18 protein-coding genes are annotated in these 18,129 nt (G+C 70.2%); 13 read left to right on the top strand and 5 right to left on the bottom strand.

Annotated elements, in window-relative coordinates:
- The first annotated feature begins 144 nt into the window (after window positions 1-144).
- A complete protein-coding gene (locus tag QFW96_RS15130; protein ID WP_281456281.1) occupies window positions 145-1,005 on the top strand; it encodes a DUF72 domain-containing protein in 861 nt (286 codons plus the stop codon).
- Window positions 1,006-1,058: 53 nt separating this feature from the next.
- On the opposite strand, the gene QFW96_RS15135 is transcribed toward QFW96_RS15130, so the two are convergent.
- Entirely contained in the window at window positions 1,059-1,790 is a 732-nt protein-coding gene (locus tag QFW96_RS15135) for a protein phosphatase 2C domain-containing protein (RefSeq protein WP_281456282.1), read from the bottom strand.
- Between the two features lie 86 nt (window positions 1,791-1,876).
- Here QFW96_RS15135 and QFW96_RS15140 point away from each other — a divergent pair, with 86 nt between their 5' ends.
- A complete protein-coding gene (locus QFW96_RS15140) occupies window positions 1,877-2,503 on the top strand; it encodes a LysE family translocator (RefSeq protein ID WP_281456283.1) in 627 nt (208 codons plus the stop codon).
- Between the two features lie 81 nt (window positions 2,504-2,584).
- Here the strand turns inward: QFW96_RS15140 and QFW96_RS15145 are convergent, their stop codons facing one another.
- Window positions 2,585-3,028, bottom strand: coding sequence for a hypothetical protein (locus tag QFW96_RS15145; RefSeq protein WP_281456284.1), 444 nt, complete (start codon window positions 3,026-3,028; stop codon window positions 2,585-2,587).
- Between the two features lie 236 nt (window positions 3,029-3,264).
- On the opposite strand from QFW96_RS15145, the gene QFW96_RS15150 reads away from it, so the two are divergent.
- The 5 genes from QFW96_RS15150 to QFW96_RS15170 all read left to right on the top strand — a co-directional run bounded on the left by QFW96_RS15150 (window position 3,265) and on the right by QFW96_RS15170 (window position 7,654).
- Complete coding sequence (locus QFW96_RS15150) at window positions 3,265-4,020, top strand: SDR family oxidoreductase (RefSeq protein WP_281456285.1); 756 nt, start codon at window positions 3,265-3,267, stop codon at window positions 4,018-4,020.
- A 118-nt stretch (window positions 4,021-4,138) separates the two neighbouring features.
- Window positions 4,139-5,017, top strand: coding sequence for a LysR family transcriptional regulator (locus tag QFW96_RS15155; protein ID WP_281456286.1), 879 nt, complete (start codon window positions 4,139-4,141; stop codon window positions 5,015-5,017).
- Window positions 5,018-5,189: 172 nt separating this feature from the next.
- A complete protein-coding gene (locus QFW96_RS15160; RefSeq protein ID WP_281456287.1) occupies window positions 5,190-6,857 on the top strand; it encodes a sodium:solute symporter family protein in 1,668 nt (555 codons plus the stop codon).
- Between the two features lie 65 nt (window positions 6,858-6,922).
- Complete coding sequence (locus QFW96_RS15165) at window positions 6,923-7,222, top strand: hypothetical protein (RefSeq protein ID WP_281456288.1); 300 nt, start codon at window positions 6,923-6,925, stop codon at window positions 7,220-7,222.
- 84 nt (window positions 7,223-7,306) lie between these two features.
- Window positions 7,307-7,654 carry a hypothetical protein gene (locus QFW96_RS15170; RefSeq protein ID WP_281456289.1) on the top strand — a complete coding sequence of 116 codons (348 nt, stop codon included), beginning with the start codon at window positions 7,307-7,309 and terminating at the stop codon, window positions 7,652-7,654.
- Window positions 7,655-7,657: 3 nt separating this feature from the next.
- Here QFW96_RS15170 and QFW96_RS15175 read toward each other — a convergent pair whose 3' ends face one another.
- Window positions 7,658-9,148, bottom strand: coding sequence for a potassium/proton antiporter (locus QFW96_RS15175; RefSeq protein WP_281456395.1), 1,491 nt, complete (start codon window positions 9,146-9,148; stop codon window positions 7,658-7,660).
- A gap of 361 nt (window positions 9,149-9,509) precedes the next feature.
- Here QFW96_RS15175 and QFW96_RS15180 point away from each other — a divergent pair, with 361 nt between their 5' ends.
- Window positions 9,510-10,802, top strand: a complete 1,293-nt coding sequence (locus tag QFW96_RS15180) for an acyl-CoA dehydrogenase family protein (protein WP_281456396.1) — start codon at window positions 9,510-9,512, stop codon at window positions 10,800-10,802.
- A 30-nt stretch (window positions 10,803-10,832) separates the two neighbouring features.
- Window positions 10,833-12,041 (top strand): acyl-CoA dehydrogenase family protein, encoded by a 1,209-nt coding sequence (locus tag QFW96_RS15185; RefSeq protein WP_281456290.1) that lies wholly within the window; start codon window positions 10,833-10,835, stop codon window positions 12,039-12,041.
- 310 nt (window positions 12,042-12,351) lie between these two features.
- Here the strand turns inward: QFW96_RS15185 and QFW96_RS15190 are convergent, their stop codons facing one another.
- Window positions 12,352-13,275: an alpha/beta hydrolase gene (locus tag QFW96_RS15190; protein ID WP_281456291.1), complete on the bottom strand. Its 924-nt coding sequence runs from the start codon at window positions 13,273-13,275 to the stop codon at window positions 12,352-12,354.
- A gap of 192 nt (window positions 13,276-13,467) precedes the next feature.
- Here QFW96_RS15190 and QFW96_RS15195 point away from each other — a divergent pair, with 192 nt between their 5' ends.
- Window positions 13,468-13,995: a molybdopterin-binding protein gene (locus QFW96_RS15195; protein ID WP_281456292.1), complete on the top strand. Its 528-nt coding sequence runs from the start codon at window positions 13,468-13,470 to the stop codon at window positions 13,993-13,995.
- Here the strand turns inward: QFW96_RS15195 and QFW96_RS15200 are convergent.
- Complete coding sequence (locus tag QFW96_RS15200; RefSeq protein ID WP_281456293.1) at window positions 13,959-14,990, bottom strand: NAD(P)-dependent alcohol dehydrogenase; 1,032 nt, start codon at window positions 14,988-14,990, stop codon at window positions 13,959-13,961. The genes QFW96_RS15195 and QFW96_RS15200 overlap by 37 nt on opposite strands.
- Window positions 14,991-15,084: 94 nt before the next feature.
- Here QFW96_RS15200 and QFW96_RS15205 point away from each other — a divergent pair, with 94 nt between their 5' ends.
- The 3 genes from QFW96_RS15205 to QFW96_RS15215 all read left to right on the top strand — a co-directional run bounded on the left by QFW96_RS15205 (window position 15,085) and on the right by QFW96_RS15215 (window position 18,100).
- The gene (locus QFW96_RS15205) at window positions 15,085-15,672 is read left to right on the top strand and encodes a TetR/AcrR family transcriptional regulator (RefSeq protein ID WP_281456294.1); all 588 of its coding nucleotides are present in this window, start codon (window positions 15,085-15,087) and stop codon (window positions 15,670-15,672) included.
- Between the two features lie 186 nt (window positions 15,673-15,858).
- Window positions 15,859-16,635 carry an SDR family oxidoreductase gene (locus QFW96_RS15210; RefSeq protein ID WP_281456295.1) on the top strand — a complete coding sequence of 259 codons (777 nt, stop codon included), beginning with the start codon at window positions 15,859-15,861 and terminating at the stop codon, window positions 16,633-16,635.
- Window positions 16,636-16,666: 31 nt separating this feature from the next.
- Entirely contained in the window at window positions 16,667-18,100 is a 1,434-nt protein-coding gene (locus QFW96_RS15215) for an FAD-binding oxidoreductase (protein ID WP_281456296.1), read from the top strand.
- The last annotated feature ends 29 nt before the right edge of the window (window positions 18,101-18,129 follow it).

Below are 18,129 nucleotides of genomic sequence, written 5' to 3' on the forward strand. Positions count from 1 at the left end.
CGAAGGGCGCCCCCAGCACGAGCCGGGGGCGCCCTTCGTCGTCAACGCGCGGTCCAGGCCGTGCTCGTCCTTCTTGACCTCGTCCCTGGAAGCTTGCTCAGGTGAGCGGCGGCATCGCCCTGGCCCTCGCGTTAGCGTGGGGTGGTGGGTCGGGTTCTGGTGGGGACTTCCGGCTGGGTTTACGGGCCTTGGCGGGGGCCGTTCTACCCGGAGGGGTTGCGGCGCGCCGACGAGTTGGGGTTCCTGGCCGAGCGGATGGGCAGCGTGGAGCTCAACGGGTCGTTCTACTCGTTGCAGCGGCCGGAGCGCTACCGGAGGTGGGCCGAGCAGACGCCGGAGGACTTCGTGTTCTCGGTCAAGGGCAGTCGCTACATCACGCACATGAAGCGCCTCCGGGACGTCGAGACGGCGTTGGCGAACTTCCTGGCCTCAGGGGTGCTGGGGTTGGGGGCCAAGCTGGGCCCTCTGCTGTGGCAGCTTCCCCCGTCGACGCGGTTCGAGCCCGAGCGGCTCGTCGAGTTCTTCTCGCTGCTGCCGCGCAGCACCGGGCGGGCTGCCGAACTCGCCGCGCGGCACGACGAGCGGTTGGAGGGCCGGGCGCTGACCGAGGCCGACGCGGACCGGCCGATGCGCCACGCCCTGGAGGTCCGGCACTCCAGCTTCGCCGACCCCGAGGCCGTCGAACTGCTGCGGGAGCACGACATCGCGCTCGTGGTGGCCGACGCGGCCGGGAACTGGCCGCATCTGGAGGACGTCACCAGCGACTTCGTCTACCTGCGCTTCCACGGAGCCGAGGAGCTCTACGCGAGCGGGTACGGCGAGGACGACCTGACCCGCTGGGCGCGGTTGATCGACGCCTGGCGCCGCGGCGACTCGCCCGCCACCGACCACACGGTCGCCGACCCGGCCCCGAAGGCCGAAACCCGCGACGTCTACGCGTATTTCGACAACGACATCAAGGCGCACGCCCCGCACGACGCCATCACCCTCGCCGGTCTCCTCTGATCTTCTCCGCCGACACGGATCGGCCCCGATCTCACTCGAAACCAGGCCCTGGATCAACGGATCCAGAGGACGGCTGTGGCGTCGTCGTGGGGTTTGGCTCTGGGCGGGGGTGGGCCGGTTGTCTCGGCGTGGCGGACCTGGGTGAGGAGGGTGTTCGGGCCTTGTTCGGCGAGGAGGTCGAGGAGTCCCGGCCAGTCCGTGAGCGCGAAGTGGTCGACGTGGCGGGAGGCGCCGTCGGTGAGGAGGGCCGCGCGGCTGAACGGGGCGGTGGTGCCGGTGACGGCGTGGTGGGCGGCTTCCGGATCCGTCGAGGCGACCCAGAAACCGCGCTCGGTGTTGCGGAGTTCGGCGACGGCTTCGCGGGTGTAGCTGGGCAGGTGATCGATGCGGTCGTCGGTGATCGCGCGGACCTCCCCGTCGACGTCGAGGACCAGCGGGCTGTCGGCGAGCACCAGGTGCTCGGCCCGATCGCGCAGCCGCAGCAGCGTCGCCGTCGAGGACGGGCTGTTGGGGTTGTTCAGGTCGCAGGTGTCGGCGTGAGCGGCGCGGAGCCGGTCGATCGCCTCGGCCAGCAGCTCGGGCAGCGGATCGTCGCTGGTCGTGAGCAGTTCCGCGAGCGCTCCCCCGAGACGTCGCACCAGCCAGACGACGTCGTGCACGCACCCGCTGTCCACGCCGTCCGGCGCCGTGGCGCCGTCGAGCACGAACGCCCAGCCCGGGCCGATCGCGAAGTGGTCCTCGTTGCGACGCCCCGGAGTCGCGACCGTCGCCCCCGTCACGGACACCCGCGCACCTCCTCCGCACCACCGATTCCGCCGGAACTATAGGCGTTCCGGACCCGCTCGGCCGATCCGCGTGGCATCCTCGACGCGTGGTCGACCTGCAGAGACTGATCGCGTTCTGCGCGATGTCGTTGCTGCTGTCCGCGATCCCGGGGCCCAGCGTGCTGTTCGTCGTCGGCCGCGCCCTCGCGCACGGCCGACGGGCCGCGCTGTCCTCGGCGCTGGGCAACGCGCTCGGCGGGTACGCGCTGGTCGTCGCGGTGGCGTTCGGGCTGGGAACGGTGGTGGCGCAGTCGGCGCTGGTGTTCACCGCCGTCAAGCTGTGCGGTGCCGCCTACCTGATCCACCTGGGCGTTCAGGCCCTGCGCTCGTCCGCTCCCGAGATCGGTGCCGCGCCACCGGTTCCGGGACGTCGCCGGATCTGGGAGGGCGCGCTGGTCGGCGTCAGCAACCCCAAGAGCATCGTGTTCCTGATGGCGGTGCTGCCGCAGTTCGTCGACCGCGACGCCGGCGGCGTCATCGTCCAGATGCTCGTCCTCGGCCTCGCCGGCGCCCTGCTGCAGCTGCTCTCCGACAGCACCTGGGGCCTGACGGCCTCCGCCGCCCGCACCTGGTTCGGCCGCTCACCCCGCCGCCTCACCCGCCTCACCCGCACCGGCGGCGCCACCATGATCGGCCTCGGCGCCACCGTCGCCCTCACCGGCCGCCCCGACTGACCGTTCCCCGGGGTCGAACATCGCCCCGACGAGTCCTGCGGATCGGTCGAGCACCGCAGGACTCGTCGCGGGAGCAGCGGGTCAGTGGTCGTCTTCCCGGAAGAACATCTCTTCGAGGTGGTCCGCTGTTTCGGCCACGAAGTTGAGGGGGTCCGTGAACTCGTTGATGTCGAGGTTGAGCAGCGGGACCGCGTGGCGGAGGACGAGGTAGTCGCCGATGATGACGGCGCCGCACACGACCGAGGTCTGGCCGAGCTCGTCGAGGACCTTGTGCAGGTCGACCTGCTCGGCGCGGCCGATCACGGAGACGACCTGCACCCAGTCCTCGCTGTCGTCGAGCCGCTCGCGGGCCACGATGACGATCTGGCTGCGGTCGTCCTCGTACTCGACGAGGATCCGGATCTCCTCCTCGCTGGACTCGATGATCCGGTACTCCGGCTCCTCCTCCAGGTCGTCGTCCTCTTCCTCCGGCGGCGGCAGGTATTCGGAACGGATGAACGTGCTCAGGTCTTCCCAGGTCGCCACGTGTACCTCCCGGCAACGGCGCGCATGTCGCGGCGAAGTGTAGGTGATCAGGACTCCGCTGCGGGCCGTTTCGACGCGGTCACCGGAAAGTGCTGCACCGGCGGTCGATCGACCGAACGGACCGCCGCTGACCTGCTGCTACAGGAGTCCTTTGTGGCGTCACCAGTCGTTCGTGTTTCCGCCTCCCCCGTTCAGGACCTAGCGTCGAAGCGGGAGCCGATCAGAAGGGGATGACGATGAGCGAGAACGGACTGCGCGACCGGGTGGTGGTTGTCGGCGGGGGCGCGAAGAACCTCGGCGGACTGCTGTCGCGGACGCTGGCCGCCGACGGCGCGAAGGTCGTCGTGCACTACCACGGCGACGCCTCCGCGGACGACGCCGACAAGGCGGTGCGGGCCGTGCAGGAGGCGGGCGGCCAGGCCGCCGCGGTGCAGGGCGACCTGACGAAGGTGGCCGACGTGCGGCGGCTCTTCGACACGGCGGTGGACACCTTCGGCGGCGTCGACGTCGCGGTGAACACGACCGGGATGGTGCTGCGCAAGCCGATCCTGGAGACCACCGAGGAGGAGTTCGACCGGATGTTCGCGATCAACGCGAAGGCCGGCTACTTCTTCATCCAGGAAGCCGGGCGCCGCCTCAACGACAACGGGAAGATCATCAGCCTGGGCACCTCGCTGCTGGCGGCCTTCACCGACGGCTACTCCACCTACGCCGGCGGCAAGGCCCCGCTGGAGCACTTCACGCGGGCCGCCGCCAAGGAGTTCGCCGACCGGGGGATCTCGGTGAACGTCGTCGCGCCCGGGCCGATGGACACCCCGTTCTTCTACCCGCAGGAGACGCCGGAGCGGGTCGAGTTCCACAAGTCCCAGGCCTTGGGCGGGCAGCTGACGCAGATCGAGGACATCGTGCCGATCATCCGCCACCTGGCCACCGAGGGCTGGTGGTTCACCGGTCAGACCCTGTTCCCCAACGGGGGCTACACCACTCGCTGATCCGACGGCGGCCCGTGCGGGCCCGCCCCTTCCCGGAGGAACCCTGCACATGCCCCTGACGTGGGGATACGGTCGGGTCGTGGTGTTCGACTCCGATGTTCGCGCGGACCGGTCGTAGATGGTGCTCGACCTGAACAAGCTCGCCCACCTGATCGCGGTCGCCGAGGAGGGCGGGTTCACCCGCGCCGCCCGGCGGCTGCACCTGTCGCAGCAGGCGCTGTCCACGTCGGTCCGCGCGCTGGAGCGCGAGGTCGGCGTGGACCTGCTGGACCGCAGCGGCGCGAAGCTGACCGTGCTGCCCGCCGGTGAGGCGCTGATCGCCGACGCGCGCCTGCTGCACGGGGCCGCCCGGTCGGCGCTGCTGCGCGCTCGCCGGATCGGCCGGGGCGAGCCCGAGATGCTGCGCATCGGCCACACCCCGGCGGTCGCCGGTGACGAGGTGACCGCGCTGCTGCACCGCGTTCACGACGCGAAACCGGACCTGTCCACGCAGGTCAACCAGCGATACCCGGGCGAGCTCACCGAGCAGCTGATCGCCGGGGAGCTCGACCTCGGCCTGTGCCGGGGCATGGAACCCGAGCCCGGGCTGTCCCGGGCCACGCTGGCGCACCACCGGCTGCGGGTGGCGGTTCCCGCCGGGCACCGGTTCGCCCGGCGGGAGTCGGTGGAGTTCGGCGAGCTCACCGACGAGACGATCGTGATGTGGGGCAGGCCCGGGCGTTCCGGCTACACCGATCTGCTCATCGCGCACTGCCGCCGGGCCGGGTTCGAACCCGTCGTCCGCCGCAACCCCATCCAGGGAACGCCGCCGGTGACCGCGGTGCAGGGCGGCGACGACGTCGCGCTCGTGACCGCCCCGGCGGGGCCGTCGCTCGGCGGCGCGGTCCAGGTCGTCGACCTGCTGCCGCCGACGTTCGCTCCGCTGCACGCGCTGTGGCCCGCGAACACCCTCTCCCCCGCCCGCGAGGACTTCCTGAGCGCCGCCACCGAGCACTGATCCTCCACTGTGGAGGGTTTGAAAGTTTCGGCGCCACAAGGGTTCACAGCCGATCGGCGCATCATCGCGCACTGCGAACGGATGATTGACCCGGCCATCGCCCCTGACGTAGCGTGCCGAACGATGTCCGGCTGGTCGAACATCGTCAGCGACGACGACGGGGATGGAAACCATGGCACTGGCAGCAGCGGGCGACCTCAGGTTGTCGATGAACTGGATGGACACGCTCATCCTGGTCATCTACTTCGCCGTGGTCCTCGGCATCGCAGTGGCCGCGCGGCGCAGCGTCAGCAACAGCCTTGACTTCTTCCTGGCGGGCCGAGCGCTGCCCGCCTGGGTCACGGGTCTGGCGTTCGTGTCGGCGAACCTCGGCGCCACCGAGATCCTGGGCATGGCCGCCAACGGCGCCCAGTACGGGGCCTACACCGTGCACTGGTACTGGATCGGCGCGATCCCGGCCATGGTGTTCCTCGGCCTGGTGATGATGCCCTTCTACTACAACTCCAAGGTGCGCAGCGTTCCCGAGTTCCTGCTGCTGCGGTTCAGCCGCTCCTCGCACCTGCTCAGCGCGGTGATCTTCGCGGTCGCCTCGGTGCTCATCGCCGGGGTGAACCTCTACGCGCTCGCGATCGTGCTGCGGGCGCTGCTGGGCTGGCCGCTGCCGGTCTCGATCTTCACCGCGGGGATCTTCGTGCTCGCCTACATCGTCATCGGCGGGCTGTCCTCGGCGATCTACAACGAGGTCCTGCAGTTCTTCGTCATCGTCGCCGCGCTCATCCCGCTGACCGTGCTCGGCCTGGTCCGGGTCGGCGGCGTCGACGGGCTCATCGACAAGGTGACCTCGCAGCAGGGCGAGATGTTCCTGTCCACCTGGGCCGGAACGGGATTCGGCGAGACCAACCCGCTCGGCACCAACTGGCTGACCATCACCCTCGGCCTCGGCTTCGCGATCTCCTTCGGCTACTGGACGACGAACTTCGCCGAGGTGCAGCGATCGCTGTCGGCCAAGAACCTCTCCGCCGCGCGGCGCACCCCGCTGATCGCGGCGTTCCCGAAGATCTTCATCCCGCTGATCGTGGTGCTGCCGGGCATCATCGCGCTGGTCATCGAGCCGACGATCGGCAAGACCGGCGGCTACGACTACAACGACGCGATCCCGATCCTGATGCGCGACCTGCTGCCCAACGGCGTGCTCGGGCTCGCGGTCACCGGTCTGATGGCCTCGTTCATGGCGGGCATGGCGGCCAACGTCTCCAGCTTCAACACGGTGTTCACCACCGACATCTGGCGGGCCTACATCAAGCCGCACATGCCCGACGCGCACTACCTGCGGGTGGGCCGGGCGATCACCGCGATCGGCGTGGTCATCGGTATGGGCACGGCGTTCCTGGCCGCCTCGTTCAGCAACATCATGAACTACATGCAGACGTTGTTCGCGTTCTTCAACGTCCCGCTGTTCGCCACGTTCATCCTGGCGCTGTTCTGGAAGCGGATGACCGCCAAGGCCGGGTTCTGGGGCCTGCTGCTGGGCACCGCGGCACCGATCGCGTTCTACTTCGCCTACCAGGCCGGGATCGTCGAGATGGGCTCCGACCAGGGCGCGAACATGACCGCCTCGATGATCGCCTTCGCGGTGGACCTGCTGGTCAGCGTCCCGATCGCGCTGGCGACCAAGCCGAAGCCGGACGCCGAGCTCGAAGGTCTCGTCTACACCCGGGCGTCCGCCCGCGACAAGGGCGTGGTGGCCGCGGGCGACGACGCCTGGTACCGCAAGCCCGCCGTCCTCGGCTGGGGCGCGCTGGTCCTCTCCGCCCTCTGCTACATCCCGTTCACCCTCTGACGAAGAGTCCGCTCCTGCTGCTCGGCGGTGCCGGCTGCGAGACCACTCAGCGAAAAGAGAATGTGATGGCCGAAAACCAGCCCGAAGAAACAGAGATCGCCCACCACGCGGCGGAGATCGCCGACCTGGAGCGGCAGTCCGGCACGGCGTCGCGGTTGTTCGACGTGCGCACCGTGATCGGCGGGTTGTTCCTCATCTACGGCGTGCTCATCGGTGCCGCCGGGATCGCCCCCGACGCCGCCGAGCTGGAGAAGGCGCAGGGCATCAACATCAACCTGTGGACGGGCGTGTCGATGCTGGTCGTCGGCGGTCTGTTCCTGCTGTGGCTGCGGCTGCGGCCGCTGCAGACGCCGCCGAAGGAGTAGACGCGACTGGTGCTTTCGGTTGATCTCCGGTTTCGCGCCAGTGGATCTCCGGGTACCGCGTCGGGCGAGGGAAGGAGTCGTCCGATGGCATCGTTGTTGACGTTCCTGGTCGCCGGAACCCTGCTGGTCGCGGTCGACGGACACCTGCTGCGGCGCAGCGGCACCGCCTACCTCCGAGAGCTCGGGAGCACTGCGGCGCCGCTGAACCAGCTGGTCACCGTCGTGTTCCACCTCGCGACGCTCGGACTGGTCGCGCTCATCGCGATCCTGCCGATGGACCTGGGCGGTGAGCCCAGGACCGTGGTCGGCCGGATCGGCGCGCTGCTGCTGGTCCTGGCCGCGGCGCACGCGGTGACGATCTGGTCCTTCGGGCGCATCCGAGCCCGGCACGAGTCGGAGATCCTCACCGCCGAGGTCGCGCGACGGAGCTGAGGATCAGGCGGGCTCGCCGAACTCGCCGAACCAGTGGGCGAGGCGGCCCCGCCTGCTCACCGCGCGCAGCCGGTTCTCGGTGGCCTGGCGCTGGGCGAGCGTGGTGACGATGAACAGCTCGTCCCCGTTGTCGACGGCGGTGTCCGGCGCCGGGACGAAGGTGTGGCCGTCGCGGATGATCAGGGTGACCACGCCGGGTTCGGGCAGTCGGAGCTCGCGGACCTCCACGCCGTGCATCGCCGAACCCGGTGGCACCTCCATCGACAGCAGCTCCGCGTCGAGGACGTCCAGCGGGGCCGCCTCGACCTGGATCTCCCGGGTGGCCTCGCGCGGGATCAGCCCCATCCACCGCGCCAGCGACCGCAGACTCGGCCCCTGCACGACGGTGAACACCATGACCAGCACGAACACGACGTCGAGCAGTCGCTGACTGTCCGGCACCCCCTGCACGACCGGGAACGTGGCCAGCACGATCGGCACCGCGCCCCGCAGCCCCGCCCACGACAGGAACACCTGCTCGCGCAGCGGGACCCGGAACCACACCAGCGACAGCACCACCGACAGCGGCCGGGCGAGGAGCAGCAGCACCAGGCCGACGACCAGCGCCGGGATCAGCTCCAACGGCAGCCTGCTCGGCGAGACCAGCAGCCCGAGCAGCACGAACAGCCCGATCTGGGCCAGCCAGCCCAGCCCCTCGGCGAACGACCGCGTCGCCGAGCGGTGCGGCAGGCCGCTGTTGGCCAGCACCACCCCCGACACGTAGGCGGCGAGGAACCCGCTGGCGTGGGCGGCGCCGGCGGCGGCGAAGGCGACGAACCCGAGCCCGAACGCCGCCAGCGGGTAGAGCCCGGAGGCGGGCAGCGCCACGCGCGGCAGCACCAGGGCGCCCAGGCAGCCCACGCCCACGCCGAGCAGCCCGCCCAGACCGAGCTGGTAGACCAGGCTCAGCAGCAGGTGGCCGGGCTCGAACAGCAACGGGGTGGCGCTGAACAGCAGCACCAGGATGACCGTGGGCGCGTCGTTGAAACCGGACTCGGCCTCCAGCAGTCCGGCGACCCGGCGCGGCAGCGGCAGCACCCGCAGCACCGAGAACACCGCGGCGGAGTCCGTCGAGGACACGATCGCGCCGAGCAGCAGGGCCAGCTGCCAGTCGAAGCCCATCAGGTAGTGCGCCCCGGCGGCGGTGACGGCGAGGCTGACGACGATGCCGAGCGTGGCCAGCACCCCGGCGGGGGCGACCACCCTGCGCACGTCGGACCACTTCGTGGTCAGACCACCTTCGACGAGGATCACCGCGAGCGCGGCCGTGCCGAGGTTGCGCGCCAGCTCGGCGTTGTCGAAGTCGAACCCGATCCCGCTCTCCCCGAGCAGCACGCCGAGCGCGAGGAACAGCAGCAGGCTCGGCAGCCCCGCCCCGTGCGCGACGCGGGTGCCCACCACACCCGCCAGCAGCACCAGCCCACCGGCGAGCAGCACCAGGTAGAGCTGCTCCAACGACATGAGTCCCCCGAACGGAATCGGCCAGTGATACTAGCCAATCGCTTCACCCGCGCGACCTCACGACATCCCCACCCCCTCCCCGCGTCGAACGTTGCGGTTCTCGTCGCGTCGAAAACCGCAACATTCGACGCGACGAAAACCGGGGTTTTCGTTCGGGGGACCCACGGGTGGGTTGCGGAGCAGGGGTGGGCGAGAACGCAAGCAAGTCGTGATCGGGGTCTCTGGCGCGGCGGTGCTCGAACGCGTTATTTTACTCGTCAGTAGGTAATGCCCGGCCGTGCAGCCGGCCGATTGGAGACGCACCGTGTCAAACGCCCAACCCGGACAGGCTGGCGGCGCGAAGAAGCGCGACGCCATGGGCCTCGGCCTCGCGGCCCTGACCAAGATCGCCAGCGCGCCGATCATCGACAAGTTCGGCCTGCGCAAGCAGTTCGAGAACCTGGTGCAGTCCGGCACGAGAACCGGCTTCAAGGCCGCCGGCGCCGCCACCCGGTCCTTCAAGAAGGCCCAGGGCCACGACAAGCCCGCGCGGCTCACCCCGGCCCCGTCCAAGGACCTCTTCGACATCGAGCCCGACGAGGAGCAGGCGCTCATCGCCGAGACGGTGCGCGAGTTCGCCGCCGAGCAGCTGCGCCCGGCCGCCCCGGACGCCGACGCCAAGCTCGCCCCGCCGGACGGCCTGCTGGAGCGCTCCGCCGAGCTCGGCCTGAGCGTCGTGGGCATCCCCGAGTCCCTCGGCGGCATCGGCACCGAGCGCTCCGCCGTGACGAACGTGCTGGTCAGCGAGGCCCTCGCACACGGCGACATGGGCCTGGCCGTCGCGGTGCTCGCGCCGTCGGCCGTCTCGACCGCGCTGACCCTGTGGGGCGACGAGGACCAGCAGGCCACCTACCTGCCCGCCTTCACCGGCGAGAACGTGCCCGCCGCCGCGCTGGCGCTGCAGGAGCGGGTGGCACTCGGCGACCCGCTCAACCCGACCACCACCGCCCAGCGCACCCCGCAGGGCTACCGGCTCACCGGCGCGAAGTCGATGGTGCCGCGCGCCGCCCAGGCCGAGCTGTTCATCATCTCGGCGAACCTCGACGGCAAGCCCGCCCTGTTCCTCGTCGAGTCCTCCACCTCGGGCCTGTCCGTCGAGGCCGAGCCCGCGATGGGCCTGCGCTCGGCGGCGACCGGCAAGGTGCACCTGGAGCAGGTGGAGGTGCCGCGGACCGCGCTGCTCGGCGAGGGAGACCTCGACGTGTTCACCGACCTGGTGCGGCTGTCCCGGCTGGCCTGGTCCGCGCTCGCAGCGGGCACCGCCCGGGCCGTGCTCGACTACGTCATCCCCTACGTCAACGAGCGCACCGCGTTCGGCGAGCCGCTCAGCCACCGGCAGGCCGTGGCCTTCAACGTCGCCGACATCGGCATCGAGCTGGAGAGCATCCGGCTGACCACGCTGCGCGCCGCCGGTCGCGCCGAGCAGGGCAAACCGTTCGCCCGCGAGGTCGCGCTGGCGCGAAAGCTGGCCACCGACAAGGGGATGCAGATCGGCAGCGCGGGCGTGCAGCTGCTCGGCGGCCACGGCTACACCAAGGAACACCCCGTCGAGCGCTGGTACCGAGACCTGCGCGCCATCGGCGTGATGGAAGGCGCGGTCCTCGTCTGAGGGCTTTCGAGACGCGAAGGACTTAATCCCATGATCAATCTTGAGGTCCCGAAGAAGGCGACCGCGCTGGTCAACCAGGCCTACCAGGCCGCTTCCGAGGTCTTCCGCCCGATCTCGCGCAAGTACGACCGCGCCGAGCACGACTACCCCAAGGAGCTCGACACCCTCGCCGCCCTGCTCGACGGGCTCAACTCGTCCGGTGAGGGCGGCGCGGGCGCGGCCGGCGTGCGCAAGAGCGGCGACGACGCCCAGAAGGGCAACCGCAACGGCGCGAACCTGAACCTGGTGCTGGGCACCATGGAGATGTGCTGGGGCGACGTCGCGATGCTGCTGGCCATGCCGCGCCAGGGCCTGGGCAACGCGGCCATCGCCTCGGTCGCCAACGAGGAGCAGGCCAAGCGCTTCGCGAACGTGTGGGCGGCGATGGCCATCACCGAGCCGCACACCGGCTCGGACTCGGCCAACATCACCACCACCGCCGAGCTCGACGGCGACGAGTACGTGCTCAACGGCGAGAAGATCTTCGTCACCGCGGGTCAGCGGGCCGACACCGTCGTGGTGTGGGCGACGCTGGACAAGACGAAGGGCCGCGCGGCCATCAAGTCGTTCGTGGTGGAGAAGACCCGCCCTGGCATCAAGGTGGAGCGGCTGGAGCACAAGCTCGGCATCAAGGCCTCCGACACCGCAGTCATCCGGCTGGACAACTGCCGGGTGCCGAAGGAGAACCTGCTGGGCTCGCCGGAGATCGACACCAAGTCCGGCTTCGCGGGCGTCATGCAGACCTTCGACAACACCCGTCCGCTGGTGGCCGCGATGGCCATCGGCGTCGCGCGGGCCGCGCTGGAGGAGACCCAGAAGGTCCTCGCCGAGGCAGGCGTGACGGTCGACTACGACCGCCCGGCCAACTCGCAGCACGCCGCCGCCGCTGCGTTCCTGCAGCTGGAGGCGGACTACGAGGCCGCGTACCTGCTGACGCTGCAGGCGGCGTGGATGGCCGACAACCGCAAGCCGAACTCGCTGCAGGCGTCGATGGCCAAGGCCAAGGCCGGTCGCTCGGTCGTCGACATCACCCTGCGCTGCGTGGAGCTGTGCGGCACCGTCGGCTACACGGAGGAGTCGCTGCTGGAGAAGTGGTCCCGCGACTCGAAGATCCTCGACATCTTCGAGGGGACCCAGCAGATCCAGCAGCTCATCGTCGCCCGCCGCCTGCTCGGCAAGTCCAGCGCCGAGCTCAAGTGATCCCTCCCCCGCTCAACGCGAACCCGGCCCGGGACCGTCCTCAGCGGACGCCCCCGGGCCGGTCCCGTGTCAAGGGGAGGGAAGTTTTCATGAAAACTTCCCTCCCCCACCAGAACCGAGGTTTTCATGAAAACTTCCCCACTCGAGGAGGGATCCGCACGTCAGGAGACCCCTCACGGGGGTCTTCCGACAACTCGGGTGGATGGTTGTGGGGACAGTTTTCATGAAAACTTCGGTTTTGGGGTGGAGGGGAGGTTTTCATGAGAACTTCCCCGTGGCCGGAACCGAACGTTCGTGGAGACCGCGGGCTTCAGCCTTCCGCGACCTCTCCGAGGGTGTTGCCGACGAGGCTGTAGAGGGTTTCGGCGAGTTGGGTGAGGCCGGGTTCTTCGGCCGGGTAGTGGCCGCAGCCTTCGAGCATGACGACCGCGGTCGGGGCCTTGATGCGGTCGAGGAAGCGGAGGCTGAGCTCCGGGGGCGTCCAGTCGTCGGCCGCCGGGTGGGTGAGGATCACCGGTGTCTCGGCGAAGTCCTCCGGTGGCGTGTGGCGGTAGCGGGCGAAGCTGGTCAGCAGGCCGATCGGGGCGTGCAACCCGCCGCCCCGGGGATCGGCGGCGCACAGCGCCGAGAGCTCCGGGTTCCGGCTGATCCTGCCGACCTCGGCCATCCACCGCATCGGCACCCGCACCCCGCCGACCAGCCGCTCCGCCACGGCCAGGAGGGGCGCCGGGATCGAGCCGAGGAAGCCGCGGGCCGCGCGCCGACGGGCGTCCGGGTCGGCCGGGTCGAGCAGGCAGGTGGCGACCACGGCGGAGACCTGGCCGGTGCGGGCGGCGACCTCGTAGGCCAGCATCCCGCCCATGCTCGCGCCGACCAGCACCAGCGGCCGGTCGTCCCGCAGCCGTTCGGCGAGGACCAGTTCGCACAGCAGCTCCACCCAGTGGCCGTAGCGGATCCGGCCGGGCCGGTCGACGCCGCTGGCGCCGTAGGGCGGCAGGTCCGGGAGCAGCAGGTCGGCCATGCCCGCGACCGGCGAGCACACCGGCCACAGCGCCCCGGAGTGACCGGCTGCGCCGTGGATCGCCATCACCCGGGCGGGAGCGTCCGGGGCCGCCGCTCGGGCGATGTGCACGTGACCGCCCCGCCAGCGCCACCAGGTCGACGTCGGCTCCACCGCGGTGGCGCGCCGCCGGTAGGAATCCGGCAGGAAGCGGGCATAACTCGCGCTGTCCACCCCACCAGGGTGAGCGCCGATCACCCGGCCGACAACTCTCCCGCTTCGCGTCGCCTTCCGCAGATGCGTTGGTAAGAACGTGAACTATCCGCAGATGCGTGCGAACCACTGCTGTGAGTGATCGTCTGCGGCTCGAACCCACCCCTGATCGGCGGATGTGACCCCCTCCGCAGCGCTCTACCGTGCTTGATCATGAACCCGTCGAGCAGTGCGGTGGACAGGCTCGTGCCGACCCAGCGGAAACCCCTCGAACCGGGCCAGGTGCTCGTCACCGGCGACGTGGCCGACGACAAGCTCATCGACACCCGCGACCTCGACGCCCGCGCGGGCGAACCGCTGGACGTCGACTACGCGACCAGGCGAATCCGCGAGGCGCACCGGGTGCGCGGGGTCCCGCTGCACGAGGTCCTGTCCGAGCTGGAGCCGCGCTGGGACCGGCGGCACAAGATGGGCCGGCTCAACGTCGTGGTCGTCGCGATCTCCGAGGACGGCTTCCAGGTGGTGCTGTCGCTGGCCGAGATCGACCCGGAGTTCGGCGCCAACGGGGCGCTGCTGGCCACCCGCTACAACGATGAGACCCTGCAACGCCCGACGCTGGTGCTCCCCGGCGACGGACGAGCCAGCCGCTACGTCCGCCAACTCTGCCGCCTCCGCCTCGTCACCGTGCCCCCGCAGGACGAACCTCAGTCCAAGTCGGACATGTCCAGCACGAACCGGTAGCGCACGTCACCCCGCCCCAGACGCTCCAGGGCCTCGTTGACCTGCGCGGACGGCAGCACTTCGACGTCGGCGACCAGGTCGTGCTCGGCGCAGAACTCCAGCATCGCCCGCGTCGCGGGACGCCCGCCGCTCCCGGCGGCGGTGAGCTTCTTGCGGCCGACCAGCAGGTCCATCGCCTCCAGCGAGATCGGGCCGAGGTGACCGACCACGGCGAGCGTGCCGTCCACGGCCACCAGCCGCAGGTAGGAGCCGAGATCGTGGGCGGCGGAGATGGTGTCGATGACGACGTCGAAGCTCTCGCGCGAGGCCGCCATCCGGTCGTCCTCAGTGGACACGATCAGGTCGCGGGCGCCGAGTTCCAGGGCGTCGTCGAGCTTGTCGGGCGTTCGGCTGATCACCGCGACCTCCGCGCCGAGCGCGACCGCGAACTTGACCGCCAGGTGCCCCAGCCCGCCCAGACCCGCCACGGCGACGCGACTGCCGGGACCGACGCCGAGCGCGCGCAGCGGTTCCCACACGGTGACGCCCGCGCAGAGCAGCGGTGCGGCGGCCGCCGGATCGAGCCCGTCGGGCAGCGCGTAGGCGAAGGACTCCCGCACGACGTACTCGCGGGCGTAGCCACCGAGGGTGGTCGTCCCGTCGTGCCGATCGGTGCCGCCGTAGGTCGTCGTCGGGAACTCGTGGCAGAAGTTCTCCTGCCCCGCCAGGCACATCGCGCACTGCCCGCAGGAGTCGACGATGTTGCCGACGGCCACGGCGTCGCCGACCGCGAAACCGGTGACCGCCGAGCCGATCTCGGTCACGGTCCCGGTGAACTCGTGGCCGGGCACGACGGCCCCGTCGGCGTTGTTGATGCTGTGCAGGTCGGTGTGGCAGACGCCGCAGCGCTCGACTCGCACCGCGATGTCGTCGGCACGCAGGTCGCGCCGTTCGAGGGGGACCTGGCGCAGCGTCGCCGCAGGTCCGTCCGCCCGCCATCCCGTGGTGGTCCTCATCAGAAGTCCTCCAAACAGACCATTCTGTCTATTTCAAGCTAGCCCCGGATCGCACCAAAAGCAAACCAACTGTTCTGTTTGCTACCCTGCGAGGATGGTCGACAAGCCGCTGACCTCGCGCGGAGCCGCCACGCGCGACCGCATCATCGAGATCGCCACCCGCGAGTTCGCCCAGCACGGGATCGCCGGAGCGCGCATCGAGCGGATCGTCGCCGACGCGCGCACCAACAAGGCCCAGCTCTACGGCTACTTCGGCAACAAGGAAGCGCTGTTCGACGCGATCTTCAACGCCTCCCTGGACCGGATCGTCGACGCCGTCCCGATCGGCGACGACCTCGCCGACTGGGCCGTCCGCCTCTACGACGACTACCTGCGACGCCCCGACCTGGTCCGGCTGGCCACCTGGTCGCGCCTGGAGCGCCGCCCCACCGGCGACCTGCTGCCCGACGCCGACCACCGCCACGACCACAAGCTGCGCGCCATCGCCGAGGGCCAGGACGCGGGCCGGATCCGCCCCGGAGACCCGTTCGACGTGATGACCCTGGTCATCTCGATGTCGATGGCCTGGTCCCCGGTCAGCAACGTCTTCGCCGCCCACGCCGACGAACCCGAAGAAGCCCACGAGCGCCGCCGCCGGCTGCTCCGCGACTCGGTCCACCGCGCCGTCATGGTGGCTTCTTGACAGGGTTCGCGGGCGGTGGCTAGCGTTCCGCTTCACGGCCCAGGGGCCGGACAACCGCATACTCGCCCGCTTCCGGCGGGCGGTCGCTAGAGACTCAGAGAACAGTGACCCGTGCTCATCCCGGGGACCACTGTTCTCTTTTTTCATGCCCGAGAGGTCCGGCCGCGCGCCGGAGGAAGGCGTTCCATGGACATTCGCGACTTCTCGCTGGAGGCGTTCTCGCTGGCCGGCAAGAACGCCGTCGTCACCGGCGGCAACACCGGGCTCGGGCAGGCGTTCACGCTGGCGCTGGCCAAGGCCGGTGCCGACGTGTTCGTGCCCAGCGTGCTCGACGACGACGGCGCCACCCGCGAGCTCGTCGAGGCCGAGGGGCGCCGGATGGAGTTCCTGCACGTCGACATCACCGCCGACGGAGCGCCGCGCCGGGTCGTCGACGAGTGCGCGACGCGGCTCGGATCGGTGGACGTGCTGATCAACTCGGCCGGGATCTGCCACACCGCCGAGGTCGCCGACTTCGGCCGCGAGCAGTGGGACCCGATGGTGGGGGTGAACCTGACCGCGCCGTTCGAGCTGGGGCGCGAGGCCTCCCGGCTCATGGTCGAGCAGCGCTCCGGGAAGATCATCAACATCGCGTCGCTGTTCTCCTTCCTCGGCGGCCAGTGGTCCCCCGCCTACGCGGCGACCAAGCACGGCATCGTCGGCTTCACCAGGGCCTACTGCGACGAGCTCGCGCAGCACAACATCCAGGTCAACGCCATCGCGCCCGGCTACTTCGCCACCGCCATCACCGAGCGGACCCGGGCGAACCCCGAGACCAACCAGCGCGTCCTCGACCACATCCCGGCCGGCCGCTGGGGCGAGGTCGCCGATCTGATGGGCGCGGCGATCTTCCTCGCCAGCCGCGCCTCCGACTACGTCAACGGCCAGGTGCTCACCGTCGACGGCGGCTACCTCACCCGCTGAAAACCCTTCCACGATACGGAGAACGACAACCGTGACAGACCCCATCATCGCCGAGCTGCGGGACCTCGTCGGAGCGGACCGGGTGGTGACCGACGAGCAGGTGCTGCGCGAGTCCAGCGTGGACCGGTTCAAGAAGTACACCGCCGTGCACGGCATCTTCGACGGCCCGCTCCCCCGCGCCGTCGTGCGCGCCTCCTCCGCCGAGCAGGTCGCCGCGGTGCTGGCCTTCGCCGACGAGCACCGGATCAACGTCGTGCCGCGCACCGGCCGCACCGGAACCGAGGGCGGCCTGGAGACCAGCGTCGGGGGAACGATCGTGCTCGACGGCTCCGACATGAACGCCATCATCCGCATCGACGCCGAGAACATGCAGGTCACCGCCCAGTGCGGGGTGCCGCTGCAGGTGCTGGAGGACACCCTGCGCGAGCAGGGGCTGACCACCGGGCACTCGCCGCAGTCCAAGCCGCTGGCGCAGCTGGGCGGGCTGGTCGCCACCCGCTCCATCGGCCAGTTCTCGACGCTCTACGGCGGCATCGAGGACATGGTCGTCGGCCTGGAGGCGGTGTTCCCGGACGGCACGATCAGCCGGATCAAGAACGTGCCGCGCCGCGCCGCCGGACCCGACATCCGGCACGTGGTGATCGGCAACGAGGGCGCGCTGTGCTTCGTCACCGAGGTCACGGTGAAGCTGTTCAAGCACGCGCCCGAGAACAACCGGTTCCACGGCTTCCTCGTCGACGACGTGCACACCGGCATCTCCGTCCTCCGCGAGGTGATCACCGAGGGGTTCCGGCCGTCGGTGGCGCGGGTGTACTCCGAGGAGGACGCCGCGCAGCACTTCGCGCACTTCGCCGACGGCCGCTGCGTGGTGATCTTCGTGGCCGAGGGTCCGAAGGGCATCGTCGAGGCCACCAGCGCCGAGATCGACCGCGTCGTCGCCCAGCACTCCCACTCCCCCGTCGACCCGGCGCTGATCGAGACCTGGTTCGAGAACCTCAACTGGGGGCAGGACAAGATCGAGGCCGAGAAGGAGACGATGCTCGCCGAGCGACGCCTGGGCTACACCACAGAGGTCTCGGCGGACTGGTCGAGCGTCGGCGCGATCTACGACGCGGTGATGCACCGGGTCCGCACCGAGTACCCGCACGCCGCGGACCTGACGATGCTGGGCGGGCACTCCTCGCACAGCTACCAGACCGGGACGAACATGTACTTCGTCTACGACTACGTCATCAACTGCGAGCCGCGCGAGGAGATCGAGAAGTACCACAAGCCGATCAACGCGATCATCGTGGAAGAGGCGCTGCGGCACGGCGGTTCGATGGTGCACCACCACGGGATCGGCAAGTACCGCGCGGAGTGGACCGAGCAGGAGCACGGCAGCGCCTACCCCGTGCTGCAGCGGCTCAAGCAGGCCTTCGACCCGAACGGGATCATGAACCGGGGCACCATCTTCCCGGCCTGACCAGCGCGAAGCGGCCGCAACGGCGCGGC

This window comes from Saccharopolyspora ipomoeae (genome assembly GCF_029952525.1).
GTDB lineage: Bacteria > Actinomycetota > Actinomycetes > Mycobacteriales > Pseudonocardiaceae > Saccharopolyspora > Saccharopolyspora ipomoeae.

What these genes read in the sequence shown, in the direction of transcription:
- QFW96_RS15150 (WP_281456285.1), top strand. Translation starts at nt 3,265, where the DNA reads ATGAGCGAGAACGGACTGCGCGACCGGGTGGTGGTTGTCGGCGGGGGC.
- QFW96_RS15155 (WP_281456286.1), top strand. Translation starts at nt 4,139, where the DNA reads ATGGTGCTCGACCTGAACAAGCTCGCCCACCTGATCGCGGTCGCCGAG.
- QFW96_RS15160 (WP_281456287.1), top strand. Translation starts at nt 5,190, where the DNA reads ATGGCACTGGCAGCAGCGGGCGACCTCAGGTTGTCGATGAACTGGATG.
- QFW96_RS15165 (WP_281456288.1), top strand. Translation starts at nt 6,923, where the DNA reads ATGGCCGAAAACCAGCCCGAAGAAACAGAGATCGCCCACCACGCGGCG.
- QFW96_RS15170 (WP_281456289.1), top strand. Translation starts at nt 7,307, where the DNA reads ATGGCATCGTTGTTGACGTTCCTGGTCGCCGGAACCCTGCTGGTCGCG.
- QFW96_RS15180 (WP_281456396.1), top strand. Translation starts at nt 9,510, where the DNA reads ATGGGCCTCGGCCTCGCGGCCCTGACCAAGATCGCCAGCGCGCCGATC.
- QFW96_RS15185 (WP_281456290.1), top strand. Translation starts at nt 10,833, where the DNA reads ATGATCAATCTTGAGGTCCCGAAGAAGGCGACCGCGCTGGTCAACCAG.
- QFW96_RS15195 (WP_281456292.1), top strand. Translation starts at nt 13,468, where the DNA reads ATGAACCCGTCGAGCAGTGCGGTGGACAGGCTCGTGCCGACCCAGCGG.
- QFW96_RS15200 (WP_281456293.1), bottom strand. Translation starts at nt 14,990, where the DNA reads ATGAGGACCACCACGGGATGGCGGGCGGACGGACCTGCGGCGACGCTG.
- QFW96_RS15205 (WP_281456294.1), top strand. Translation starts at nt 15,085, where the DNA reads ATGGTCGACAAGCCGCTGACCTCGCGCGGAGCCGCCACGCGCGACCGC.
- QFW96_RS15210 (WP_281456295.1), top strand. Translation starts at nt 15,859, where the DNA reads ATGGACATTCGCGACTTCTCGCTGGAGGCGTTCTCGCTGGCCGGCAAG.